This window comes from Streptomyces polyasparticus, assembly GCF_014493765.1.
GTDB lineage: Bacteria > Actinomycetota > Actinomycetes > Streptomycetales > Streptomycetaceae > Streptomyces > Streptomyces polyasparticus.
The window spans coordinates 86,873-111,105 of sequence record NZ_JACTVJ010000011.1; the positions used below are offsets into that span (position 1 = coordinate 86,873).

Annotated in this window: 19 protein-coding genes; 9 read left to right on the forward strand and 10 right to left on the reverse strand. The window is 71.4% G+C overall.

Annotation, left to right across the window (positions count from 1 at the left end; genetic code table 11):
* The first annotated feature begins 199 nt into the window (after positions 1-199).
* Positions 200-2,818 carry a bifunctional acetaldehyde-CoA/alcohol dehydrogenase gene (gene adhE / locus H9Y04_RS22475; protein WP_187815786.1) on the forward strand — a complete coding sequence of 873 codons (2,619 nt, stop codon included), beginning with the start codon at positions 200-202 and terminating at the stop codon, positions 2,816-2,818.
* Between the two features lie 212 nt (positions 2,819-3,030).
* Here the strand turns inward: adhE and H9Y04_RS22480 are convergent, their stop codons facing one another.
* The 3 genes from H9Y04_RS22480 to H9Y04_RS22490 form a co-directional block, all read right to left on the reverse strand.
* Complete coding sequence (locus H9Y04_RS22480) at positions 3,031-3,693, reverse strand: acetate uptake transporter (RefSeq protein WP_187815787.1); 663 nt, start codon at positions 3,691-3,693, stop codon at positions 3,031-3,033.
* Positions 3,690-4,829, reverse strand: coding sequence for a DUF3533 domain-containing protein (locus H9Y04_RS22485; RefSeq protein WP_187815788.1), 1,140 nt, complete (start codon positions 4,827-4,829; stop codon positions 3,690-3,692). The genes H9Y04_RS22480 and H9Y04_RS22485 overlap by 4 nt, the downstream gene beginning before the upstream one ends.
* An 81-nt stretch (positions 4,830-4,910) precedes the next feature.
* Positions 4,911-6,590, reverse strand: a complete 1,680-nt coding sequence (locus H9Y04_RS22490; RefSeq protein ID WP_268980500.1) for an oleate hydratase — start codon at positions 6,588-6,590, stop codon at positions 4,911-4,913.
* Between H9Y04_RS22490 and H9Y04_RS47965 the strand changes: the two genes are divergently transcribed.
* Positions 6,569-7,309: a response regulator transcription factor gene (locus H9Y04_RS47965; RefSeq protein ID WP_187815790.1), complete on the forward strand. Its 741-nt coding sequence runs from the start codon at positions 6,569-6,571 to the stop codon at positions 7,307-7,309. The genes H9Y04_RS22490 and H9Y04_RS47965 overlap by 22 nt on opposite strands.
* Positions 7,310-7,315: 6 nt before the next feature.
* Here H9Y04_RS47965 and H9Y04_RS22500 read toward each other — a convergent pair whose 3' ends face one another.
* Entirely contained in the window at positions 7,316-8,356 is a 1,041-nt protein-coding gene (locus H9Y04_RS22500; protein WP_187815791.1) for a zinc-dependent alcohol dehydrogenase family protein, read from the reverse strand.
* 192 nt (positions 8,357-8,548) lie between these two features.
* Entirely contained in the window at positions 8,549-9,460 is a 912-nt protein-coding gene (locus tag H9Y04_RS22505) for a universal stress protein (protein ID WP_187815792.1), read from the reverse strand.
* Positions 9,461-9,639: 179 nt separating this feature from the next.
* Here H9Y04_RS22505 and H9Y04_RS22510 point away from each other — a divergent pair, with 179 nt between their 5' ends.
* Positions 9,640-10,491, forward strand: coding sequence for a universal stress protein (locus tag H9Y04_RS22510; protein ID WP_187815793.1), 852 nt, complete (start codon positions 9,640-9,642; stop codon positions 10,489-10,491).
* A gap of 25 nt (positions 10,492-10,516) precedes the next feature.
* On the opposite strand, the gene gap is transcribed toward H9Y04_RS22510, so the two are convergent.
* The 4 genes from gap to H9Y04_RS22530 form a co-directional block, all read right to left on the reverse strand.
* Positions 10,517-11,521 carry a type I glyceraldehyde-3-phosphate dehydrogenase gene (gap, locus tag H9Y04_RS22515; protein ID WP_187815794.1) on the reverse strand — a complete coding sequence of 335 codons (1,005 nt, stop codon included), beginning with the start codon at positions 11,519-11,521 and terminating at the stop codon, positions 10,517-10,519.
* A gap of 47 nt (positions 11,522-11,568) precedes the next feature.
* Positions 11,569-12,459 (reverse strand): universal stress protein, encoded by an 891-nt coding sequence (locus H9Y04_RS22520; RefSeq protein ID WP_187815795.1) that lies wholly within the window; start codon positions 12,457-12,459, stop codon positions 11,569-11,571.
* Positions 12,460-12,504: 45 nt separating this feature from the next.
* Positions 12,505-14,880, reverse strand: coding sequence for a phosphoketolase family protein (locus H9Y04_RS22525; RefSeq protein ID WP_187815796.1), 2,376 nt, complete (start codon positions 14,878-14,880; stop codon positions 12,505-12,507).
* Positions 14,881-14,975: 95 nt separating this feature from the next.
* Positions 14,976-15,845: a universal stress protein gene (locus H9Y04_RS22530; protein WP_308801069.1), complete on the reverse strand. Its 870-nt coding sequence runs from the start codon at positions 15,843-15,845 to the stop codon at positions 14,976-14,978.
* Between the two features lie 184 nt (positions 15,846-16,029).
* On the opposite strand from H9Y04_RS22530, the gene H9Y04_RS22535 reads away from it, so the two are divergent.
* The 6 genes from H9Y04_RS22535 to H9Y04_RS22560 all read left to right on the forward strand — a co-directional run bounded on the left by H9Y04_RS22535 (position 16,030) and on the right by H9Y04_RS22560 (position 22,310).
* The gene (locus tag H9Y04_RS22535; RefSeq protein ID WP_187815797.1) at positions 16,030-18,726 is read left to right on the forward strand and encodes a bifunctional acetate--CoA ligase family protein/GNAT family N-acetyltransferase; all 2,697 of its coding nucleotides are present in this window, start codon (positions 16,030-16,032) and stop codon (positions 18,724-18,726) included.
* A gap of 52 nt (positions 18,727-18,778) precedes the next feature.
* Entirely contained in the window at positions 18,779-19,504 is a 726-nt protein-coding gene (locus H9Y04_RS22540) for a CBS domain-containing protein (RefSeq protein ID WP_187815798.1), read from the forward strand.
* A 142-nt stretch (positions 19,505-19,646) separates the two neighbouring features.
* Positions 19,647-20,114 (forward strand): Crp/Fnr family transcriptional regulator, encoded by a 468-nt coding sequence (locus tag H9Y04_RS22545; protein WP_187815799.1) that lies wholly within the window; start codon positions 19,647-19,649, stop codon positions 20,112-20,114.
* Entirely contained in the window at positions 20,111-20,815 is a 705-nt protein-coding gene (locus H9Y04_RS22550; RefSeq protein WP_187815800.1) for a ferredoxin reductase domain-containing protein, read from the forward strand. The genes H9Y04_RS22545 and H9Y04_RS22550 overlap by 4 nt, the downstream gene beginning before the upstream one ends.
* A gap of 12 nt (positions 20,816-20,827) precedes the next feature.
* On the forward strand, positions 20,828-21,469 hold the full coding sequence (locus tag H9Y04_RS22555) for a CBS domain-containing protein (RefSeq protein WP_187815801.1): 642 nt from the start codon (positions 20,828-20,830) through the stop codon (positions 21,467-21,469).
* Between the two features lie 139 nt (positions 21,470-21,608).
* Entirely contained in the window at positions 21,609-22,310 is a 702-nt protein-coding gene (locus H9Y04_RS22560; RefSeq protein ID WP_187815802.1) for a response regulator, read from the forward strand.
* A gap of 156 nt (positions 22,311-22,466) precedes the next feature.
* Here the strand turns inward: H9Y04_RS22560 and H9Y04_RS22565 are convergent, their stop codons facing one another.
* Positions 22,467-24,185, reverse strand: coding sequence for a sensor histidine kinase (locus H9Y04_RS22565; protein WP_187815803.1), 1,719 nt, complete (start codon positions 24,183-24,185; stop codon positions 22,467-22,469).
* Positions 24,186-24,233: the final 48 nt, after the last annotated feature.

The window sequence follows — 24,233 nt, forward strand, 5'->3', positions numbered from 1 at the left end:
AAGCTCGCAAGGGACCTTGGTCCCGAATAGAAAGAGCAGGTCAAAGGGTGGTTTTAGGGGGAGGCATTGGTATTGAAGGGACCTTCGACCCCTCGGTTTGGGCCGTTATCGGGCCCCTGGGGAGTCGGTGCGGGTGTCGAATTGAGGACGTCGAGGAAATTCGGCAATCGGTCGCAGCCGCAGTGAAGGAGTACCTGCCATGCAGGCGAATGAGATGGTGGACGGGCTGGTCCAGGGGGCGCTCAAGGCGCTCGATCTTTTCGAGACCTACGACCAGGAGCAGGTCGACCACATCGTCAAGAAGGCCTCCCTCGCGGCGCTGAGCCAGCACGGCGAACTGGCCGAACTGGCCGTCGAGGAGACCGGTCGCGGCATCTTCGAGGACAAGGCCGTCAAGAACCTCTTCGCCTGCGAGCACGTCGTCAACTCGATGCGCGGCCTCAAGACCGCGGGCGTCATCTCCCGCGACGAGCTGAACGGCATCACCGAGATCGCGGAGCCGGTCGGCGTCATCTGCGCCATGACCCCCGTGACCAACCCGACGTCGACCACGATCTTCAAGGCCCTGATCGCCCTGAAGACCCGTAACCCGATCATCTTCGCCTTCCACCCCTCCGCGCAGAACTGCTCCGCCGAGGCCGCCCGTATCGTGCGCGACGCCGCGATCGAGGCCGGTGCCCCGGAGAACTGCGTGCAGTGGATCGAGACCCCGTCGATGGAGGCCACCGGCTTCCTGATGAACCACGCGGGGGTCTCCACCATCCTCGCCACCGGCGGCAACGCGATGGTCAAGGCCGCGTACTCCTGCGGCAAGCCGGCGCTCGGCGTCGGTGCGGGCAACGTCCCCGCGTATGTGCACAAGAGCGCCAAGCTGCAGCGCGCCATCCACGACATCGTGCTCTCGAAGGCCTTCGACAACGGCATGATCTGCGCCTCCGAGCAGGCCGCGATCCTCGACAAGGAGATCTACAAGGAGGGCATCGCCGAGTTCAAGCGCCTCGGTGCCTACCTGGTCTCCGCCGCCGAGAAGACCCAGCTGGAGAACTTCATCTTCGGCACCACCGCGTACGGCGAGAACTGCGCGGGCGCCAAGCTGAACCCGAACGTCGTCGGCAAGTCCCCCGAGTGGATCGCCGAGCAGGCCGGGTTCTCCGTGCCCGAAGGCACCTCGATCCTCATCGCCGAGTGCAACGAGGTCGGTGACAACGAGCCGCTGACCCGCGAGAAGCTCTCCCCGGTCCTGGCCGTCCTGAAGGCCGGCTCCACCGAGCTCGGTGTCGAACTGGCCGCACAGATGGTCGAGTTCCACGGTCTGGGCCACTCGGCCGCGATCCACGCCGAGGACGAGGAGCTGGTCGAGGAGTTCGGCAAGCGCGTCAAGGCGATCCGTGTCATCGCCAACTCGCCCTCCACCTTCGGCGGCATCGGCGACGTCTACAACGCCTTCCTGCCCTCGCTGACGCTGGGCTGCGGCTCGTACGGCCACAACTCGGTCTCCAACAACGTGACCGCGGTCAACCTGGTCAACATCAAGCGGATCGGACGGCGCAACACCAACATGCAGTGGTTCAAGGTCCCGCCGAAGATCTACTTCGAGCGCAACTCCATCCGCTACCTCGGTGAGATGGACGGCATCAAGAAGGTCTCGCTCGTCACCGACAAGACGATGGTCGCCCTCGGCTTCGTCGAGAAGGTCACGAACATCCTGCAGTCGCGTGCGGGCGGCGTCTCGATCCAGGTGATCGACAACGTCGAGCCGAACCCGGAGCTGGACACCGTCCTTGCCGGTGCCGCGATGATGCGGGACTTCCAGCCCGACACGATCGTCGCGCTCGGCGGCGGCTCGGCGATGGACGCCGCGAAGATCATGTGGCTGATGTACGAGCACCCGGAGATCGCGTTCGCCGACACGAAGGAGAAGTTCTTCGACGTCCGCAAGCGGGCCTTCAAGTTCCCGTCCCTCGGCGAGAAGGCCAGGATGGTCGCCATCCCGACGACGTCGGGCACCGGCTCCGAGGTCACCCCGTTCGCGGTCATCTCCGACCCGAAGGCCGCGCAGAAGTACCCGCTCGCCGACTACGCGCTCACCCCGCACGTCGCGATCGTCGACCCGAACCTGCCGATGGGCCTGCCGGCCTCCGTCACGGCCGACTCCGGCTTCGACGCGCTGACCCACGCCACCGAGGCGTACATCTCGGCCTACTCGAACGACTACACCGACGGTCTGTGCCTGCAGGCCATCAAGCTGATCTTCGAGAACCTCGAGGACTGCGTGAAGCTCGGCGCCAAGGCTCCCGAGGCGCGCGAGAAGATGCACAACGCGTCCACGGTGGCGGGCATGGCCTTCGCCAACGCCTTCCTCGGTCTGGTGCACGCGATGGCCCACACCCTGGGCAACACCTTCCACGTCCCGCACGGCCGCACCAACGCGCTGCTTCTGCCGCACGTCATCCGGCACAACGGGACCGTGACGCACAAGGCCACGCCGTGGCCGAAGGCCGAGGTCTACCGCGCTCCGGAGCGTCTGCAGGAGATCGCGAAGATGCTGGGCCTCAAGGCCCGCACCCCGCAGGAGGGCGTGGAGTCCTACGCCGCCGCCGTCGAGGAGCTGCGCACCCGCTGCGGCATCCCGAGCTCCTTCCAGGAGGAGGGCGTCGACGAGGCCGCCTTCATCGCGGCCCTGCCGCAGCAGGCCATGAACGCCTACGCCGACCAGTGCGCGCCGGCGAACCCGCGGATGCCGATGATCGGTGACATGAAGCAGCTGATGCGTCAGGCGTACTACGGCAACCGCGAGGGCGCCCCCAAGTCCGCGTGAACCGTTGACGGTTCGGCGAGCCACTGACGTCGAGAGCCCCTTCCGGTACCCACCGGGAGGGGCTCTCTTCGTGTACGGAGGCTGCTCGTACGGGTGGTTCCGCGGAGGGCTGCCGGGGTGGGCAAGGGGGTCGTGTCGCGGGGCTCGCCCGGGTCGGTGGGCTTTGCGGGGCTCCGCCCCGGTACCCCGGTGGCAGGCCATCCGCGCGCGGCCTACTCCTCCGGGTGTTCCTCCTCCAGTCGCGGGGCGATGAAGCGGCCCATCGGGAGGACGTTGCGGCCCCACGTGGAGGCCAGGATCTGGCCGGCCAGCAGATAGAGCGCGCCCGCCGCGGCGAGCAGGCCGCACCAGCCCGTGAAGCGGTTCCAGCCGACGCTGCCCGTGAAGCCGTTGACCGTCATGCCGATGAAGGCGCCGAGCACGCACGTGAACGTGAACAGGAGCGCCACATGGATACGGCACGCGCCCAGCCACAGGACGAAGACCACGAACACCCACGGCAGCGTGAACAGGCCCATCGTGTCGCCGCGCAGCGACGGGTCGAGGCCCGGCACCACCCACTCCAGCATCAGGGCCTTCGCCATCCAGAACAGACCGAAGCCGCCGAACACCGTGGCGTGCCAGGTGTCACCGCGCTGGGCCTGGAAGAGCCCGGCGAGCAGCTGCGCGAGGCCGCCGATGAAGAAGCCCACTATCGGCACCACGGAGTGCGAGAGCTTCTCCGGGAAGACGCCCGCGTCGATCCCCGTCGCGATCGTCGTGACCACGATGAAGCCCGTGAGCCCGAGCGGCCCCAGCTGGGCCTGAGCGGAGGGCTCCATCCGCTTGACGGACAGCGCCTGGGCGATGGGGCCCGAACGGTTCAGGAGGTTCATGCGCGCTGCTCCTCGGCCTCGGCCTCGAGTTCCTTCTTGTCCTGGCGAAGCAGCGACATCACGATCGCCACGGCCGCCGCACCCACCGCCCAGCCCGCGAGCGTCAGGAACGCGCCGCCGGCGCCGTTGCCCTTGAAGTACGCGATGGAGCGCGCCGCGAACGTGCCCGCGCCCGGCGGCAGAATCGGGCCGAGATGCCGCCAGAAGCCCGGCAGCAGCGGATACGGATAGGCGCCGCCGGCACTGGGATTGCCGAGCACGACCACGAGCAGGATCGCCAGGCCGATGCCGACGATGCCGGCGAGACCCTGGAAGGCGAGCGTGATCGCGCCGACCGCGAAGACGAGCAGGGCACCGAGGCCCCACAGCGCCATCACGCTGCCGGGCAGCGCGCCGAGGATCGGTCCGGCGATCACCGCGCCGAGCAGGCCCGCGACGACCGAGTACACGGCCATCGCGCCGAGCCGGATCACCGCACGCGCCGGGTTGGCGGGCTTGGCGCCCGCGCTGATGGCGAGGGCCGAGGCGCACAGATAGCCGCCCACGCACCAGCCGACGACGAGATAGAACGCGGACAGGCCGCGCGCGTCCCCGTCCGCCTCGGGCACCACGTCCACGACCTTGAAGGTGCGCTTCTCCGCGCCCTCGACCTTGGCCGTGATCTGTTCGAGCGCCTGGGACAGCGAGGCCCCCGCGCCGCTGGCCACCAGGAGCCGGTCCTCGGTGCCCTGCGGATTGATGATCAGCGCGCCGTCCACGCCCCGGTCCTTGATCCGCGCAAGGGCGTCGGCCTCGGAGGAGCTGGCGCTCGGCTTCAGGGGCTTGCCCGGCAGCGCCTTGAGGCGCTGCACGGCCTGCTCGGTGGCCGCCTCCATCTGCTTCTGCGCGGCCGCTGCCCGCGCCGGATCCGCGGCCGCCGCGGCCTCCGCCTCGGCGGCGGGCAGCGCGACCGTGACCGCGATCGGGATCTCGTGCGGCTTCGGCTGATGGAAGGCGCCGATGTACGAGGCGATGAATGCCAGTTGTACGGCGAGTACGCCAAGGACAAGGAGTGCGGTCCGCACACTCACCGCGTCCTTGATCTCGTGCAGAAATCCGGTGCTCGGATCGCCGTCCAGTCCTCCACGTGGGCTCATGTCCCCACGCTCGGGCCCGGTCGGCCCACCCGCAGCAGCGGGAGGGCCGATCGGGTGAGCCGGGAGTCCGCGGCCCGTGGCTCAGCGCCGGTGCATCGTGTGCAGGGCGTCGACCAGGACCTTCGGGTCGTGGCCGCCCTTGTAGACCGGCGGCGGCTGCTTGTCCAGGTGCAGCAGGCCGGCCACCGCGGTCCAGGCGGTGCGCACCGAGTACTCGACGGTGAAGACCACGTCGTCGGGGACCTCGGCGTACTGCCCGATGAAGGCGAGGTTCGTGGCGCCCGGCGGCACGACCTGCGGGCGGTCGCCCGCCTTGCGGACCAGGAACTGGCTGGTGATGTACGGCATCAGGGCCGGCAGGACGATCGAGTTCTCGAGGATCTGCGGGCCCTCCTCGAAGCGCAGGTGGTGCAGGACCTCGTCGAGGATCTCGCGGCCGGTGCACTCGCGCATCGGCTTGCCGGTGAAGTCGCCGCTCTTGTCGGGGAAGAGGGCGTAGCCCCACCAGACGAAGGTGTCCTCGGGCTGCTCGTGGAAGTGCGGCTGGTGGTTGAGCACGATCGTCAGGAGCCAGCCGGAGTCCTTGAACGTGATCAGACCGCCCTTGCCGGCCTCGCTGCCGGAGAACTTCTCCATCAGCTCGAAGAACGTCGGGTCCTTCGTGGTCACCGTGAACGACTCCCAAGTGGAGTCGTCGACGGACGAGTTGAACACCGAAGGGTCACCGAGGAGGCCGTCGGGGCGCTTGGCCGCGAGGGTTTCCCACAGCCGCCAGGCGCCGCTGGAGCCCGAGGTGTCCAGGGCGGGCGCGCGGTCCGTGGCGCCGAGCGTGGAGTTCGCGGTCATCGAGCCGTTGGTCACCATGACCAGGTCGTCCGGGGCGAAGTCCACGGTCTCCGTGCTGCCGCCGCGCGTCCAGGTCAGGCTGCGGACCGTGAGCTCGTCGCCTTCGGTGAGGTCCAAGTCCGTGACCGTGGTGCCGAGTTGGACCGTCACGCCCTGGTCGGTCAGCCACTTCATCAGCGGGCGCACGATCGAGTCGTACTGGTTGAAGCGCGTCCGGTAGATCCCCGACATGGAGTCGAAGGTCTCGAAGAGATGGACGAAGCGGTTGAGATAGCGGCGGAACTCGATCGCGCTGTGCCAGGGCTCGAAGGCGAACGTGGTGCACCACATCCACCAGAAGTTCGTGTGGAAGAACTCCTGGCTGAAGCAGTCCACGATGCGCTTGCCGTCGAGCAGCTTCTCCGGGGTGGCCACGCACTTGACCAGTTCGAGCCGGTCGCGCTCGGAGAAGCCCATCGAGTGCGACTCGACGACCTTGCCCTCCTTGTCGACGAGCCGCGCATGGTCGTCCCAGGCGAAGTCCTCGTGGAAGGCGAAGGTGTCCTCGGTGACCGACTTCGCGGGGTCGTCGAGCGAGGGGATCGAGCTCAGCAGGTCGTAGGTGCACTCGAAGTGGATCTCGAACATCCGGCCGCCGCGCATCGTGTACCCGGTCTCCGGCGAGCCCGAAGCGTCGAGGCTGCCGCCCTCGCGGTCCTGTTCCTCGAGGATCACGATGTCCGGCCCGGAGAAGCCGCCCTCCCTGATCAGGAACGCCGCGGCCGACAGGGACGCGATGCCGCTTCCCACCAGGTATGCCTTCGCCATTGTTTGCTCCTCGGCAGTCGCCCCCCGACGGTCCTCGTCAGTCTCGGCCCGGACGCACGGGCGGGCAGGAGCGCGAGTCCGAACGAGTGACGGCGGCCGACGGTGCAACGAAGGTTCGTCCGGAAGTACCCCCGGTCCGGCATGAGGCCTACTCCTTCACCTGTCTCGACTGCGGTCGCAGCTGGGAGCAGGAGTACGACGTCAGCCGCTATGTGGACGGCGAGGGGGTGTCCCGCGTCCGCTGCACCTTCAGCGAGGGCAAGCTCATCCGCTCCCCGCTCACCCACCCGTACTGCCCGTCCTGCGAGTCCACCGTGCTGCGTGTGCCCCCGGCCGGCGGCGACATCGAGGTGGTGGCCGAGGCGGTCTCCGGCGACGAGGCCCTCGAGGTGGTCGCCGCGCACGACCCCGACGGTGTCGTCCTCGACCTGGCGATGCCGGACGGCCTCGACGGCTATCTCCTGAAGACGGCCGCCGGCGAGCAGATGCGGGCCGCCGTGCAGAGCGCCGTGGAGCACCGGGCGGTGCTGTCCCCGGCGGTGATCGCGACCGTGATGGACCGGTTCGCGGGACATCACCACCCGGCGGTCGACGAAACGCTCGTGGCCCAGGTCGGCACGCTGTCCCCGATGGAGCTGCGCTGTGTCCTCGCGGTGTCCGAAGGCCTCGGCAACCGGGAGATCGCCGAGCGGCTCTCGCTCGCCGAGGGCACGGTCAAGTCGCACATCTCGCGGGCGCTGCGCAAGTTCGCCCTGGACAACCGCACCCAGCTGGCCCTGCTCGTCAACGATCAGCGCGGGGTCTTCCTGAAGGCCCTGGGGCGCTGAACCGGATCACGTACGGGACAGCGCGACCTTCAACGCCCCTGTCTTCGAGGCCTGTTCGAAGACCTCGTAGGCCTCCTCCATCCGCCCCAGCGGGAAGCGGTGCGTGGTGAAGCCCGACACGTCGAGCTGACCCGCGGCGAGCATCCGCAGCAGCGTCGGAGTGGAGTGTGTGTCCACCAGGCCCGTGGTCAGGGTGACATTCCTGATCCAGAGCTCCTCCAGATGGAGCGTGGCGGGACCGCCGTGCACGCCCACGTTGGCGACCCGGCCGCCGGGCCGGATCAGCCGGGTGCACAGTTCGAAGGTGCCCGGCAGACCGACCGCCTCGATGGCGACATCCGCGCCCAGGCCCTCGGTGAGCTCCCTGACCCGGCCCTCCGGGTTCTCGCCGGGGGCGAGGGCGATATGGGCGCCCTGTCGGCGGGCCGCCTCGCGGCGGGCCCCGCTCGGGTCGATGGCGATGATCCGGCTCGGCGCGAACAGCCGGGCGGTGAGGATCGCCGCGAGCCCGATGGGCCCCGCGCCCACCACGGCGACCACGTCGCCGGGAGTGACCCGGCCGCCGAGCACACCCACTTCGTACGCGGTGGGCAGGATGTCGGCGAGCATCAACGCGGCCTCGTCGCCGACCTCTTGGGGCAGCGGGTGCACGGAGGTGTCGGCGAAGGGGACCCGTACGTACCCGGCCTGCACACCGTCGATGCGGTGGCCGAGGATCCAGCCGCCGCCGCCCAGGCACTGCCCGTAGGCGGACTCGCGGCAGAAGCGGCAGCGGCCGCAGGCCGTGATGCAGGAGATCAGGACCCGGTCGCCCGGGCGGACCGTGGTGACGGAGGGGCCGACCTCCTGGACGGTGCCGACCGCCTCGTGGCCGAGGATCCGGCCGGGTTCGACCGCGGGTACGTCGCCCTTGAGTATGTGCAGGTCGGTGCCGCAGATGGTGACCGCGTCGACGCGGATGACCGCGTCACCGGGGTCCTGGAGCTTCGGGTCGGGGACCTCGTCCCAGGAGCGTTTGCCCGGGCCGTGGAACACGAGTGCCTTCATGGTGGCCTCCTCCAGGTGGAGACTTCCGGCGGTGGGCCGGGAGAGTCCGCCTGCGCGGCCGTCCCCAAAAGGCCGCGCAGGCGGGTGCGGCCGAGCGCCGAGGCGCACTCGGTGATTCCGCACGGGGGGTGGTCCGGTGGGTGCCGGTCCCGGGGGGCCGGTTCCAGAGGGCCGGTTCCAGAAGTGCCGGTCTCAGGGGTGGGGCACGACGGCGACCGGGCAGCGGGCGTGGTGGATCACCGCATGGGTGACCGAGCCGGTCTGCGGTCCGGGGAACGGCCGTTCGCGCCGACGGCGGCCGACGACCAGGAGGTCACAGCCTTCGGCTGCGCTCAGCAGCCGGGCGGCCGGCTTGCCCTTGGCGAGGGTCCGGGCCACCGGCACGGACGGGTACTTCTCCTGCCAGGGCCGCAGCACCGCGGTGACGAACTTCGTCCACTGCTCCTCGGTCTGCGGGGCCTCGATGAGACTGCGTCCGCTCGGATCGAGCGTGCGGGCCTGCGTGTCCCCCCAGGCGTGCACGATCTGCAGGCGTGCGCCGCGCAGCAGCGCGGACTCGAAGGCGAAGTCGATCAACTGGTCGCAGGGGGCGCTGACGTCGAGACCGAGCACGACCTCCTGCGCCGGCGGCCGGTCCTGCGCCGAACCGTCGGAGTCCGGCCGCGGCGCGTCCTGCGGCTCGGCGGGCCGGGCCCGTACAAGCACCACCGGGCCGGTCGCGTGGGCGACCACTCCGAGGGCGACCGAACCGACCAGGAAGCCGGTGAAGCCGCTGAGGCCACGGGAGCCGAGCACGAGGAGTTCCGCCTCCTCGGCGGCCTCCACCAGGGCCGCCGTGGGCGGCCTTTCGATTGTGCGCGTTTCCAACTCGACCGCGGGGAAGGTGTGTTCGGCGTGCTCCACACCCCTGCGTACGATGCCGTCGATCGTCCGCTGCTCCGCGGCCTCGGGGCTGATCGCGCCCGGCATGAACGGCACCGGGCTCCACGCGTACAGGAGTTGCAGGGGCGCGCCCCGGCGCTCGGCTTCCTTCGCCGCCCATTCGACCGCCGCCAGACTCTCCGGCGATCCGTCGAAGCCGGCGATGACCGGTCGTGGCTGCATGGTCCGCTCCTCACGTGGTGGTCTTCTCTTCGCTCAGCCTCGCCCCGGGGCGCCGCGCGGTGGAGGGGCCGACGGGGCAACCCAGGGGGCCGGATGGCCCCTGGGCCCGCCCGGTGCGGGCGCCGACCGTGGGAGAAGGGGAACTCCAAGGCATACGACGGCGCGAGAGGTGAACCCGCATGCGGCAGCCCGTGATGGTGGGAGTGGACGGTTCGCCCTGCGGCCGTACGGCGGCGCGGTGGGCGGCACGTGAGGCGCTGCTGCGGTCCGTACCGCTGCGGGTGGTGTACGTGTCGCCGCTCGCGGCGGACGAGACCGCGCGCCTGTGGCCGGGGTTCGACGTACCGCTGCCGGACCTGGCCGTACGGGAACTCGCCGCGGAACACCCGGAGTTGGACATCGCGGGGGTGCGGCTCGCCGGGGCGGCCGACGCGGCGCTGCTGTCCTGCGCCGCGGAGTGTTCACTGCTCGTCCTCGGCGTACGGGGTGAAGGGGACTTCGAGCTGCCGTCGCTGGGCTCGACGGCCCTGGACGTCGCCGGACGGCACCACGGTCCGACGGTCCTGGTCCCCGCGGGAGCGGTCGCCGACAGCCCCGCGGAGACGGACGCGGACACGGACCCCGAGCACGTGACGCTCGGTCTCGATCCGCACCGGCCGTCGGACGCTGCGACGGACTTCGCCTTCACCGCCGCCGCACTCCGCGAGGGCCCGCTGCACACCGTGCACGCCTGGTCCGTCCCCTCGCCCGCCGCGCGCTGGATGCCGTACGCGGTCCCGTCGAAGGACCGTGAGCAGTGGGAGGACCACGAGGTTCAGCGGCTCGCGGACGTGCTGCGGCCCTGGCAGGACAAGTACGAGCGGGTACGCGTCGTACGGAGCGTGGTCCTGCGGGGCAGGGCGGCGGCGCTGGTCCACGCATCCCGTTCCTCGGGCCTGGTGGTCGTGGGGCGGCCGCACGACCGGCTCGACACCGCCGCGCACACGCTCGTCCAGTACGCGGGCTGTCCGGTGGCCGTCGTCCCCGGGTGAGGACCCCGGCCACCGGACCGTCAGGTCAGAGCGTCGTGGCCATGTACGCGGTGAGGTCGAGGAGCCGGTTCGTGTAGCCCCACTCGTTGTCGTACCAGCCGAAGACCTTCACCAGGTCGCCGTGGACCTGTGTGAGCGGTGCGTCGAAGACGCAGGAGGCCGGGTCGCCGATCACGTCGCGCGAGACGATCGGAGCCTTCGAGACCCGCAGGACGTGGCGCAGCCGGCCCTCGGCCGCCTCCTCGAACGCCGCGTTGACCTCGTCCGCCGATGTCTCGCGGCCGAGCACCACCGTCAGGTCGGTGAGCGAGCCGTCCTCGATCGGGACCCGCAGCGCCAACCCGTCCAGGGCGCCGTCCAGTTCGGGCAGGACCAGACCCACGGCCCGCGCCGCGCCCGTGCTGGTCGGGATGATGCTGAGCGCCGCCGAACGGGCCCGGCGCAGGTCCTTGTGCGGACCGTCGAGCAGCGCCTGGTCGTTGGTGTAGCCGTGCACCGTGGTCATCAGACCGCGGTCGATGCCGAAGCGCTCGTGCAGGACGCTCACCATCGGGACCACACAGTTGGTGGTGCAGGAAGCGGCGGACACGACGTGGTGCCGCTCGGGGTCGTACGCCGCTTCGTTGACGCCCATCACCACGGTGGCGTCGACTCCCTTGCCCGGCGCGGAGATCAGGACCTTGCGGGCGCCCGCGGCCAGGTGCTGGGCCGCGGCGTCGCGGGTACGGAAGCGGCCGGTGGACTCGATGACGACATCGACGCCGAGTCCCTTCCAGTCGAGTGCCGCGGGGTCGCGCTCCGCGCTGACGGCGATGCGGTGGCCGTCGACGGTGAGCGAGGAGTCGTCGTGCGTGACGGTGCGGCCGAGACGGCCGTAGGTGGAGTCGTACTCCAGCAGGTGCGCCAGGGTGCCGGTCGGAGCGATGTCGTTGACGGCGACGATCTCGGGGCCGTCGGTGCGTTCGAGGGCCGCGCGCAGGTAGGCGCGGCCGACGCGGCCGAAGCCGTTGACGGCGATACGTACAGGCATGGTGGCTCCTTCGGAGAGGTGGGCGACAGGGCCGGGTCGGGGCGCGATCAGTGGTGAGGGATCACGGCGACCGGGCACACGACGTGATGGATGACGGACTGGGCCGTGCGGCCCAGGCGCGGTCCGGCGGGCATACTGCGGCCGATGACGAGCAGACAGCCGGCCGTGGCCGCCTTCAGAAGCTCATGACCGGCCCGCCCGTAGACCACGTGCTCGGTGACGGGGGTGTCCGGGTACTTGCGGCGCCAGGGCTGGAGGATCGTGGCCAGGGTGTCCTGCGTGTTGGTCTGCAGCTCGGCCGGTTCGGCCGGCACCACGAAGCCGGGCGTACGGGACGACAGCGGCGGCAGCGTCCAGGCGTGCACCACGTGCAGCGGTGCGCCGCGCAGGGCTGCCGCCTCGAAGGCGTACGCGAGCACGTCCTCGCTCGGGCGGTCCACGTCGAGGCCGAGGACCACCGGCCGGTAGGGGGTGCGGCGGGACGGCGCCCCATCGGCGCCCAACAGGTGCGCGTCCTCGGGCAGTTCACCCGAGCGGACCAGGACCACGGGCCGCTCGGCCCTGGCGGTGACCCCCGAGGCGACCGAACCGGCCAGGAACGCGGCGACACCGGACAGGCCCCGCGAACCCAGTACCAGGGTGTCCGAGCCGAGCGCCGCCTCCGCGAGCACCTCGACCGGCGCGCCCGCCTCCTGCCCGGCATGGATCTCCAGGCCCGGGTGGGCATAGGACAGGCCGAGCGCCACTCTGTCGAGGGCGGTGCGCACCCGGCCGGCGAGCGCCTGCGGTGCCGGCCGGTGCGTGGGGTGCGCCGTGGCCTCGTCGGCGTGGAGCAGCCGCAACGGCAGCCCGCGCAGGGCGGCTTCGCGGGCCGCCCAGTCGGCGGCGTCCAGACTCGCGCGGGAACCGTCCACGCCGACGGTGATGAGGTGTTTCATTGCGGGCACCCCCTAAGGGGCTCAGTGGGCCAGGAACCGAGGGGATCAGTGGGGCCAGGACCAGGACGCGACTTCGGGCAGGTCGGTGCCGTGTTCGCGGATCCAGGCGTGGTGGCGGGTACGGGTGTCGGCCATGGCCTGCCGTACGCCTGCGGCACGCACCGCGAGCCCCGGCACGCGGTCGATGACGTCCATGACCAGGCGGTACCGGTCGAGGTCGTTGCGCACGACCATGTCGAACGGTGTCGTGGTGGTGCCGGACTCCTTGTAGCCGCGTACGTGCAACTGCGCATGGCCGGTGCGGCGGTAGGCAAGACGGTGGATCAGCCACGGGTAGCCGTGGTACGCGAAGATCACCGGCTTGTCCGCGGTGAACAGGGCGTCGTACGCGAAGTCGGCCATGCCGTGCGGGTGTTCCTCGCGCGGCATCAGACGGGCGATGTCGACGACGTTCACGACGCGCACCGCCAGCTCCGGCAGGTGCTCGCGCAACAGGGCCGCCGCGGCGAGTACTTCCTGTGTGGGCACGTCACCCGCGCAGGCGAGCACGACGTCGGGTTCGCGGTCCGTGGTCTCGTTGCCGGCCCACTCCCAGATGCCGGCGCCGCGGGCGCAGTGCGCGCGGGCCTCTTCGAGGGAGAGCCAGTCGAAGCAGGGCTGCTTGCCCGCCACGATCACGTTCACGTAGTCCTTGCTGTGCAGGGCGTGCTCGGCCACGGAGAGCAGCGTGTTGGCGTCCGGCGGCAGATAGACCCGTACGACCTCGGGGCTCTTGTTGAGCACGTGGTCGACGAAACCGGGGTCCTGGTGGCTGAAGCCGTTGTGGTCCTGGCGCCACACATGCGAGGTCAGCAGGTAGTTGAGCGAGGGGATGGGCGCGCGCCAGGCCAACTGGCGTGCGGTGCGCAGCCACTTGATGTGCTGGTTCACCATCGAGTCCACGATGTGCACGAAGGCCTCGTACGAGGAGAACAGACCGTGCCGGCCCGTGAGCAGATAGCCCTCCAGCCAGCCCTGGCACAGGTGTTCGGACAGGACCTCCATCACACGGCCGTCGCGGGCGAGATGCTCGTCGGTGGGCAGGGTCCCCGCCTGCCACGCCTTGCCGGTGACGGAGAGCAGCGCCTGGAGCCGGTTGGACTCCGTCTCGTCGGGGCCGACCACGCGGAAGTCGCGCCGCCCTGCGGTGTCGGCCATGACGGCGGCGAGCAGACCGCCGAGGACGCGGGTCGGTTCGTGGAGCGTGGTGCCTGGCTTGTCCACGGCGACGGCGAAGTCCTCCAGGGGCCGGATCGGCAGCGTGCGGGTGAGCAGTCCGCCGTTGGCGTGGGGGGTGGCGCCCAGACGCCGGTCGCCGTCGGGCACGCAGTCGAGGACGTCCGGGAACGGACGGCCTCCGGCGTCGAAGAGCTCCTGCGGGCGGTACGAGCGCAGCCAGTCCTCCAGCTGCCGCAGATGTTCCGGGTTCTCGCGTACGCCGGACAGCGGGACCTGGTGCGAGCGCCAGGTGCCCTCGACCGGGTCGCCGTCCACGGTCTTCGGGCCGGTCCAGCCCTTGGGGGTGCGCAGCACGATCATCGGCCAGCGGGGGCGCTCCTTCGCCGTGGCCGCCTTGGCCTTGATCTGCACGATGCGGTCCAGGCACGTGTCGAGCGCCCGGGCCATCGCGCGGTGCACCTGGCGCGGTTCGTCGCCCTCCACGTACAGGGCTTCGTGTCCGTATCCCCGCAGCAGCGCGTCGAGTTCGGCCTTCGGGAGCCGGGAGAGCACGGTCGGATTGGCGATCTTGTAGCCGTTGAGGTGCAGGATCGGCAGGACCGCTCCGTCGTGCACGGGGTCGAGGAACTTGTTGGAGTGCCAGGACCCGGCCAGCGGACCCGTCTCGGCCTCGCCGTCGCCGATCACACAGGCGACCAGGAGGTGCGGGTTGTCGAAGGCGGCACCGTACGCGTGGGCGAGGGAGTAGCCGAGCTCGCCGCCCTCGTGGATCGAACCGGGCGTCTCCGGGGCGACATGGCTCGGCACACCGCCCGGGAAGGAGAACTGCCGGAACAGGTGCTCCATACCGGCGGCGTCCCGGCTCACGTCCGGATACGTCTCGGTGTACGCGCCCTCCAGCCAGGAGTTGGCGAGCACCGCGGGACCGCCGTGCCCGGGACCCCAGATGCACAGGGCCGCCAGATCCCGTTCCTTGATCACCCGGTTGAGGTGGGTGTGCACGAGGTTCAGACCCGGCGAGGTGCCCCAGTGCCCGAGCAGCCGGGGCTTGATGTGCTCCGGGCGCAGCGGCTCGGTGAGCAGCGGGTTGGACTTGAGGTAGATCTGGCCGACCGCGAGGTAGTTGGCGGCGCGCCAGTGGGCGTCGAGGGCCGAGAGCCGGACTTTCGACGGGGCGGCCTTCGATGTCGCAGCCTTGGGCATGAGAGATCCGTCCTGTGTCGGTGATTTGTGGGGGCGGCAGCCGGTGGCGGCTGCCGACGGCGCGGGTTCCACGCGGGGATCGGGCCAGTCCCCGTTCAGTCGTGCGGCACGAGCGCGACCGGGCATGCGGAGTGGTGCAGGACCGCGTGGTTCACCGGCCCCAGCTGCATCCCGACATGGCCGCTGCGACGGCGGGCGCCCACGACGAGCAGATCGGCGGTCCGCGCGGCGTCCAGCAGCACGGCGCGGGGCTTGCCCTCGATCGCCTCGCGGTGGACGGTGAACGCGCGGTGCTCCTGCATGTGCTGTTCCAGCGTCTTGTCCAACAGGGCCTCGGCGCTCTGCCGGTGGGGCTCCACGACATCCGCGGACCGCGGATAGTCCGCCACGTCATGGGCCGGGCAGCGCCAGGCGTGCACGGCGCGCACCGCGGCGCCGCGCTGTGCGGCCGCGGCGAAGGCGAACTCGAGGACCGGCGCAGCGCCTTCCGCCTCGTCGATGCCGACGGCCACGGTCCTGAAGCCGCCCGTACGGTTCTTCTCGCCGCCACGCACCACGATCACCGGCGACTCGGCGTGCGCGGAGACCGTCAGGCCCACCGAACCGAGCAGCAGCCCGGCCAGTTCACCGTGGCCCCTGCTGCCGACGACCACCGCGCCCGCCTCACGGCTCATCCGGATCAGCGCGGCCGCCGGGTCCTCCGGCAGTACCTGCGTGGTGACCTTGGCCGAGACTGTACGCCGGCGGGCGCGCTCCGCCGCCTGGGCCACGATGCGGTCCGCGTACGCGCGGACCGAACCGCGGCTGATGCCGAAGGACGGCTCGTGGCCCTCGTACCACTCCCAGCTGGAGCCGTGCACGATCCGCAGCTCCGTGCCGCGGCGCACGGCCTCCTCCGCAGCCCAGTCCAGGGCCTGCAGGCTGTGCTCCGAACCGTCGACGCCTACGACCAGAACTCGTTCCACGATCCTCAACTCCTCCTTCGTGCACGGGCATTCGTGTGCTTCCCGTCCGACGCTGTCACTGCCCACGGGCCGTGCGTGAGGGGCCGGTCGGCCCTTGCCGCTGCCCGGTCGGCCTCTGGGGAGGGACTGCAGGGCGCCGGACGCTGGACTCGTTCACCTGCCGACGAGACGCGCGAGGAATGCCATGACCACAACACCCACCCCTGGCGGTCAGGTGCACGCCCTGCTGACCGACGGCACGACCGTGTGCCTGCGGCCCGCGGTCCCCGCCGACCACACTGCGGTGCTGCGCCTGTACGAGGCGATGTCACCCGAGAATCTGCGCCTGCGGTTCTTCTCCGTCAGCCACCGCTCGGCGGAGCAGGCGGCCGACCGGGCGACCCGGGTGGCCTCCGTCCACCGGGCGCTGCTCGCCGAGCACGCGGGCCGGCTCGTGGGGATCGCCGAATACGAGGCGGACTCCTCAGGGACCGGGGCCACGGCCGAGATCGGCCTCGCCGTCGACGACCACTGGCACCACCGCGGTCTCGGCACCCTGCTCCTGGAGCACCTCGTCTCCGCCGCCCGCGCCGCGGGCATCACCGCGTTCACCGCGGACGCGCTCGCCGAGAACCACGAAGTCCTGAAGGTCTTCGCCGACCTCGGGCTGCGCACGACGCGGCGCTTCGAAGGACCTGAAGTGCGCTGCACCGTCCAACTGGCACCGTCGGAGGACTACTTGACCGCCGTCGAAGGACGGGGCCGCACCGCCGACGTGGCCAGCCTGCAGCCGCTGCTGCGGCCGGAGTCGGTGGTCGTCGTCGGAGCGGGCCGCAAGCCGGGCTCCGTCGGCCGTGCCGTGCTGCGCAATCTGTGCTCCGGTGGCTATACGGGCCGGCTGTACGCGGTGCACCCGAAAGCCGTCCAGATCCTGGGCGTGCACGCGTATCCGGCTCTCGGCGAGCTGCCGCAGACGCCGGACCTCGCGGTGCTCGCCGTACCCGCCGCAGCGGTTCCGGGCATCGCGGAGGAGTGCGGCAAACTCGGCGTCCGCGCCCTGCTCGTGATCTCCTCCGACCTCGACGCCCACCAGGCCAAGGCACTCCTGGGCGCATGCCGCGAGTACGGGATGCGGCTCGTCGGGCCCAACTGCCTGGGCGTCGCGAACACGGAGGCGTCCGTGCGGCTCAACGCCACGTTCGCCGCGGCCGCGCCGCGTCCGGGCAGCGCGGGGGTGGCCGTGCAGTCCGGCGGGATCGGGATCGCGCTGCTCGGCGGCCTGGACCGGCTCGGCATCGGGGTGTCCGACTTCGTCTCGCTCGGCGACAAATACGACGTCAGCGGCAACGACCTGCTGCAGTGGTGGGAAGGCGACGGCCGTACGGAGCTTGCGGTGCTGCATCTGGAGTCGTTCGGCAATCCGCGCGCCTTCTCGCGTACCGCCCGCCGGGTCACCCGCCGGCTGCCGATCCTCACCGTGGACGCGGGCCGCACCGACGCGGGCCGGCGCGCGGCCGCCTCGCACACCGCGGCCGCCGCCACCTCGGCGATGACCCGCCAGGCGCTGTTCACCCAGGCCGGCATCACCGCCACCCGTTCCGTACCCGAACTGCTCGCGACGGCCGCCCTGTTGCACACCCAGCCGCTGCCCTCGGGCACCCGCGTGGCGATCGTGACCAACGCGGGCGGCGCCGGGGTGCTCGCCGCCGACGCCTGCGTCGAAGCGGGCCTGCAACTGCCGCCGCTCACCCCCTCCGTGGTCGCGGACCTCCTCGCCGTACTGCCTTCGGGGGCGACCGCCACCAACCCGGTCGACACCACCGCCGCCGTGAGCGAGGAGCAACTGCGCGCCTGCCTCGACCGGCTCGCGGCCGCACCCGGTATCGACGCGGTTCTGGTCGCCCTCGTGCCCACCGCCGTCGCCGCGGCGACCGGCGACGTGCTGCACCACGCCCTGTGCCACACGCCCGACGAGCTGCGTTCGCGCACCCTCGCCGCGGTCCTGCTCGACCAGGCGCAGCCCGTGAAGCTCCTGTCCGCCGACACGGGCAGCGTGCCCGCGTACGCCGATGCGCAGACGGCCGCCCGGGCCCTGGCCCACGCGGCGGCCCGCGACCAGTGGCTGGCCCGGCCGCCCGGCACCGTTCCCGCGCTCGACGGGGTGGACACGCCACGGGCCCGCGCCCTGGTCGCGTCCTATCTGGAACGCCACCCGCAGGGCGGCTGGCTCGGCCCGCGCGACTGCGCCGAACTGCTCGGCTGCTACGGCATTCCGCAGCAGCCCTGGGCCTGGGCCGAGAGCGAGGACGAGGCGGTGCTCGCCGCGGAACGGCTCAAGGGCCCGGACGGCCTGACCGTCCTCAAGGCCCACTGGCCGGGCCTGCTGCACAAGAGCCGGCAGCACGCGGTCCGTCTGGACCTGCGCGGCGATGCCCAAGTGCGGTCCGCCTACCGTGACTTCGCGCTGCGCTTCGACGGGCTGATGACCGGCGCGGTCGTCCAGCCGCTCGCCCCGCGCGGCACGGAACTGTTCGCGGGAGTCGTCCAGGACGAGGTCTTCGGACCGCTGGTCCTGTTCGGCCTCGGCGGCACCGCCACCGAAGTGCTCGCCGACCACGCGGCCCGCCTCGCGCCGCTGACCGACCACGACGTCCACGATCTGATCACCGCGCCCCGCTGTGCGCCGCTGCTGTTCGGCAGCGACGGCTCGGGGCCTGTGGACCTGGAGGGCCTGGAACAGCTGCTCCTGCGGCTGTCCCGGCTCGCGGACGATCTGCCGCAGCTGGCGGAGGCCGACCTCAACCCGGTGCTGGTCAGGCCGGAGGGAGTCACGGCCCTCGACGCCCGCGTACGGCTCCTGCCGCGCGACGGGCGCGACCCCCATCTGCGGCGCCTGCGCTGACTTCGGCGGCCTCGCAAAGGGCCGGCCTCAACCGCCTTGGAAGGAAAGGGACATGAAACACAGCAAAGTCGGCTCGGTGATGACGAGCGACGTCGTCCAGGCCCGGTACGGCACCCCCTTCAAGGAGATCGCCCGGCTCCTGAACGGGCACCGCATCAGCGGCCTGCCCGTCGTCGACACCGAGGACCGCGTCATCGGGGTGATCTCGGAGACCGACCTCATGGCACGTCAGGCGGCGGACCCGCACGTGGCATCCGGCGGACGGCACTGGCCGCTGCCGGCCAAGGCGGCCCGCAGGCGCCGGGCCAAGGCGGTGGCCCGTACGGCCGGACAGCTGATGTCCCGGCCGGCGATCACCGTGCACGCCGAGGACACCGTCGCCGAGGCCGCCCGCACCATGGCCGCACACCGTGTCGAACGGCTGCCGGTGGTGGACGAGGAGGAGCGCCTCGTCGGCATCGTCACCCGCCGCGACCTGCTGCAGATGTTCCTGCGCAGCGACGAGGACATCCGCCAGGAGGTCGCCGACGAGGTCCTCGTGCGCACGCTGTGGCTGTCCCCGCGCAGCGTCGACGTCTTCGTCCGCGACGGCGTGGTGACTCTGCACGGACAGCTGGAGCGCCGCAGCGAGACCGAGCTGGCCGTCCGCATGGCACGCCTGGTGGACGGTGTGGTCGCGGTCACCGACGAGCTCACCTTCCGCTTCGACGACGCCCATCTGCGGCCCGTGCAGGCCGAGTTGCACGGACTCTCCGACGACTGGATGCGCAGGCTGTGAAGTCCGGCGGGCCGGCCGGGTCCGGCCGGGTCCGGCCGGGGAGACCCGACCGGCCCGCCGGACCGGGCCGAACGGCCCCTGCCCCGTACCGGGTCACGGGTCCGACGCTGTGGGTGCAGGACAACGGAAAGAGGAGGCAGCCATGACCCTCACCACCGCAACCCCCCGGATGGTGCAGAGCCTTTCCGCCGAGCACCGCAACCGGCTGATGCGCATCGCCGACGAGGTCAACATCCCCGCCGGCACCCGCCTGTTCAAGGAAGGCGGCCGGGCCGACCGGTTCTGGATCATCCGCTCCGGCACCGTCGCCCTCGACATGTACGTACCCGGCCGCCGCGCCCCGGTCATCGAACGCCTCGGCTTCGGTGAACTGGTCGGCTGGTCCTGGCTGTTCCCGCCGTACGTGTGGCAGCTGGGCGCCGAGGCCACGACTCCGGTGCGCGCCTTCGAGTTCGACGCCGCGGCCGTACGGGCGATGTGCGCGGACGACCCCGAGTTCGGCAAGGCGACGGCACAGTGGATCGGCCAGGTCCTCGCCCACCGGCTGCTCGCCGCCCGCACCCGGCTGCTCGACCTGTACGCCCCGTACGGCAGCGGAGGCCCGCGATGACCCCGCTCGCGTACCGTGTGACGGCCCGCTGGCGGGAGACGCCCGACGCCGTCACGCTGCGGCTCGCACCGGTGGGGGAGTCCCTGCCCGGCATCGCCCCCGGCCAGTACGTGGCGGTCGCCGGACACGCCCTGCCGGTCAGCGCCCTGCCCGCCACCGGCGGTCTCGCCGTCACCGTCCGGGCCGCCGCGGGACCTCTGCTGTACGAGGCACGCACAGGCGAACAGCTGCGGCTGACGGGTCCGTACGGCGGCGGCTGGGACCTGGAGAAGGCGCTCGGCCACGATCTGGTGATCGTGGCGTACGGCATCGGACTCGCCCTGCTGCGGCCGCTGATCCGCGACGCGCTCGCCGACCGCGCGGCGTACGGCGGCATCAGCCTGCTGATCGGCGCGCCCGCCCCCGACGGTCTGATGGCCACGTACGAGACCCGGCGCTGGCAGACCACGTACACGGGCCTGACCGTGGACCGTCCCGACTACCGCTGGCACGGTGAAGTGGGTCCGGTGGAAGGCCTGTTGGCCCGGACCGCCTTCGACCCCGAATACACCTCCGCGTTCGTCTGCGGACCCGAGCGGATGCTGCACACCGTCGCCGGGGAGCTCGCGCGGCGCGGCGTGCACGCCGACCGGATCCGCCTCGCGCCGCAGCACGCCTGCGGCGACAGCACCGTATGCACCCTGGGGGAAGTCCACTCCTGAGAGGGGAACCCGATGCCCGACTCTCCGCACATCGTCAGCGATGTGATGACCCATACCGCCGTAGCGGTCGGCCGTGACGCGGCCTTCAAGGAGATCGTCCAGCTGCTCGGCCAATGGAAGATCAGCGCGCTGCCCGTCATCGAGGGCGAGGGCCGTGTCGTCGGTGTCGTGTCCGAGGCGGACCTGCTGCCCAAGGAGGAATTCCGCGACGACGACCCGAGCAGGTACGACGTCATACGCCGGCTGCCCGACCTCGCGAAGGCGGGTGCGGTCACGGCCGGTGAACTGATGACCAGCCCCGCTGTCACCGTGCAGGCGGGCGCCACGCTCGCCGAGGCCGCCCGCATCATGGCCCACCACAGCGTCAAGCGGCTCCCGGTCGTCGACGCGTCCGGGCTGCTGCAGGGCGTGGTCAGCCGGGGCGATCTGCTCAAGGTGTTCCTGCGGCCGGACGAGGAGATCGCCGACGAGATCCGCCGCAGTGTGGTGGCGCAGCTGCCGTCGGCTCCGGATCTGGACGTGCGGGTGGCCGACGGTGTGGTGACGCTCGACGGATCCCTGCGCGACCGCTCGTTCGTCCCGGTCCTCGCACGTGCCGTACGGGCGGTGGAGGGCGTGATCGACATCCGGATGGACTTCCACGACGCCGCGTGAGCGAGCTGCCCTGCCCAAGATCTCGTCCCGCACGCCGAGTTGGACCGTTCGGCCCCTGGCGGAAAGAGCCTGTGGGAGGCCAGGCTCGGAGGGCCGCGCCGATACCGGCGTGCCCGTGCACCACCGACGAGGGGCAGAGATGAGCGCACCGACCGCAGCACACGAGGCGGCCCCGATCAGGGTGTTCCTCCTCGACGACCACGAAGTAGTCCGCCGCGGCCTGCGCGATCTGCTCGGCGCCGAACCGGACATCGAGGTCGTCGGCGATGCGGCCACCAGCGAGCAGGCCCTGGTGCGCGGCCCGGCGCTGCGGCCGGACGTCGCCGTGCTCGACATCAGGCTGCCGGACGGCGACGGGATCACCGTCTGCCGCGAACTGCGCTCGCGGATGCCGGAGCTCGCCTGTCTGATGCTGACGTCCTTCGACGACGAGGACGCGCTGCTCGACGCGATCATGGCCGGTGCGGCCGGCTATGTCCTCAAGCAGATCAAGGGCTCGGACCTGATCACCGCCGTACGGACGGTCGCGTCCGGGCAGTCGCTGCTCGACCCGGCCACCACCGCGCGGCTGATGCGCAGCCTGCGCGGTCCGGAGCCGGGGGCGGACGCTCCCGAGGACGCCCGCCTTGCCTCCCTCAACGAGCGCGAACGGGCCATTCTCGGCCTCATCGGCGAGGGGCTCACCAACCGGCAGATCGGCAAGCAGCTGTATCTGTCCGAGAAGACCGTCAAGAACCACATCTCGCGGCTGCTGTCCAAGCTGGGTGTCGAACGCCGGGTGCAGGCGGCGGTGATCGCGGCGCAGGTGCAGCCCTCCCAGGAGCAGGAGCGGCAGGGCTGAGGGGGCCTCGCCTCCGGTCGGGACAGGCAGTGCTGAGGGGGCGTCGCCTCCGGTCGGGACGGGCAGGGCTGCAGGGCGTCGCCTCCGGCCGGGACAACCGGCGGCAGGGCGTCCCCGTCCGGTCGGACCGGGCGGGCCCTGGATCGTCACCTCCGGTCAGGACCCGTCCACGGGAATGCGCCAGGACAGCCGCGTACCGCCCAGATCGCCGACGGCGACGGTGAGTTCGCCGCCGAGGCGCTCGGCCCGCTCGGCGAGGTTGCGCAGACCGCCGCGGTGCCCGTCGCCGTTCTGCATCCCCGTGCCGTCGTCCTCGACGGTCAGCCGCAGCATGCCCTTGTGCACCACGAGAGAGACCTCGGCCCGCGCGGCCCGTGCGTGCCGCGCCACGTTCGACAGGGCCTCGACCAGGACGGCGACCACGTCGTCGGTCACCGCGCGCGGCACGTCCGTCTCGATCAGGCCTTCCATCCGGACCGCCGGGGTGAATCCCAGCGTCGGCACGGCCTCCTCCACGGTCCGTACGACCCGAACGCGCAGCCCGGGGGCGCCGCCCGGAGCCTCGTGCTCCCGCAGTCCGAAGATGGTCGACCTGATGATCTTGATGGTGGTGTCGAGGTCGTCGACCGCGCGCATCAGCCGCTCGGAGGCCTCCGGATGGTCCACGAACCGCTGCGCGCTCTGCAGCGTCATGCCCGTGGCGAACAGCCGCTGGATCGCCAGATCGTGCAGATCCCGCGCGATCCGGTCCCGGTCGGCGAGCAGGCTCACCTGCTCGGCCTCGCGCCGCCGGTCCGCCAGCTCCAGGGCCAGCGCGGCCTGCCCGGCGAACCCGGCGAGCGGTGAGGTCTCGGACTGCCCGAACACCGGCCGGCCGGCGCTGCGCGCGAGCAGCAGCACGCCCCGTACACCTTCACCCGTGCTCAGCGGCACGGCCACCACCGGCCCGATGCCCGCCCAGCGCTCCGGCCGGAACGTCACGCGCGGGTCCGTGCGGATGTCCGCCGACTCGGCGTGCACACCCGACACGAGCACCGTGCCCGCGAGCGTCCCCTCGCGCGGCAGGACGGTGTCCAGGAAGGCCTCGGCGCCCTGCCCCAGCGCGATGACGGGCCGCAAGTCGTCGTTCTGCTCGACCAGTTCCACGATCCCGAGGTCGGCCGAGATGATCTGCTGCGCCCGCTCGACCATCAGGGCGAGCACCTCGATCTCCGATCCGCCCGAGAGCAGCTTCTGGGTGAACTCGGCGCTCGCCTCGAGCCACCGCTCCCGCAGCCGGGCCTCCTCGTACAGACGCGCGTTCTCGATGGCGATCCCCGCCGCCACCGCGAGGGTGGAGAGCACCGACTCGTCCTCGGCGTCGAACTCGGCGCCGTTGTGCTTCTCGGTCAGGTAGAGATTCCCGAACACCTTGTCCCGCACCCGGATGGGCACACCGAGGAAGGAGTGCATCGGCGGATGGTGGTCGGGGAATCCCGACGAGGCCGGATGGTCCCTCAGCTCGGCAAGGCGCAGCGGCTCGGGATTGCGGATCAGTTCGCCGAGCAGTCCGTGCCCTGAGGGCAGGTCGCCGATCTGGGAACGGAGTTCCTCGCTGATCCCCACCGGCAGGAACTCGTCGAGCATCTGCCCCTGCCCGATCACGCCCAGCGCCCCGTACCCGGCGTCGACGAGCGCCACCGCGGTCTCCACGATCCGCTGCAGCACCTGCGCCAGGTCGAGTTCGCGCCCGACCGAGAGCACCGCCTCGAGCAGGCTGTGCAGCCGGTCCCGCGTGCCGCGCACGGCACCGATCCTCGTCTGCAGCTCGTCGAGGAGCTCGTCCAGCCGCAGTTGCGGCATCTGCCCCGGACCGCGGACCTGTTCGCCACCCATGTTCAAGCCCCCACCTGCGCGCCCGAGAGATCCCTGCGGTGTTCACCG

Excerpts from the sequence above, each read along its gene's own strand:
- adhE (WP_187815786.1), top strand. The coding sequence starts at position 200 with ATGCAGGCGAATGAGATGGTGGACGGGCTGGTCCAGGGGGCGCTCAAG.
- H9Y04_RS22480 (WP_187815787.1), bottom strand. The coding sequence starts at position 3,693 with ATGAACCTCCTGAACCGTTCGGGCCCCATCGCCCAGGCGCTGTCCGTC.
- H9Y04_RS22485 (WP_187815788.1), bottom strand. The coding sequence starts at position 4,829 with ATGAGCCCACGTGGAGGACTGGACGGCGATCCGAGCACCGGATTTCTG.
- H9Y04_RS22500 (WP_187815791.1), bottom strand. The coding sequence starts at position 8,356 with ATGAAGGCACTCGTGTTCCACGGCCCGGGCAAACGCTCCTGGGACGAG.
- H9Y04_RS22505 (WP_187815792.1), bottom strand. The coding sequence starts at position 9,460 with ATGCAGCCACGACCGGTCATCGCCGGCTTCGACGGATCGCCGGAGAGT.
- H9Y04_RS22510 (WP_187815793.1), top strand. The coding sequence starts at position 9,640 with ATGCGGCAGCCCGTGATGGTGGGAGTGGACGGTTCGCCCTGCGGCCGT.
- gap (WP_187815794.1), bottom strand. The coding sequence starts at position 11,521 with ATGCCTGTACGTATCGCCGTCAACGGCTTCGGCCGCGTCGGCCGCGCC.
- H9Y04_RS22520 (WP_187815795.1), bottom strand. The coding sequence starts at position 12,459 with ATGAAACACCTCATCACCGTCGGCGTGGACGGTTCCCGCGCGAGTCTG.
- H9Y04_RS22525 (WP_187815796.1), bottom strand. The coding sequence starts at position 14,880 with ATGCCCAAGGCTGCGACATCGAAGGCCGCCCCGTCGAAAGTCCGGCTC.
- H9Y04_RS22535 (WP_187815797.1), top strand. The coding sequence starts at position 16,030 with ATGACCACAACACCCACCCCTGGCGGTCAGGTGCACGCCCTGCTGACC.
- H9Y04_RS22540 (WP_187815798.1), top strand. The coding sequence starts at position 18,779 with ATGAAACACAGCAAAGTCGGCTCGGTGATGACGAGCGACGTCGTCCAG.
- H9Y04_RS22545 (WP_187815799.1), top strand. The coding sequence starts at position 19,647 with ATGACCCTCACCACCGCAACCCCCCGGATGGTGCAGAGCCTTTCCGCC.
- H9Y04_RS22550 (WP_187815800.1), top strand. The coding sequence starts at position 20,111 with ATGACCCCGCTCGCGTACCGTGTGACGGCCCGCTGGCGGGAGACGCCC.
- H9Y04_RS22555 (WP_187815801.1), top strand. The coding sequence starts at position 20,828 with ATGCCCGACTCTCCGCACATCGTCAGCGATGTGATGACCCATACCGCC.
- H9Y04_RS22560 (WP_187815802.1), top strand. The coding sequence starts at position 21,609 with ATGAGCGCACCGACCGCAGCACACGAGGCGGCCCCGATCAGGGTGTTC.
- H9Y04_RS22565 (WP_187815803.1), bottom strand. The coding sequence starts at position 24,185 with ATGGGTGGCGAACAGGTCCGCGGTCCGGGGCAGATGCCGCAACTGCGG.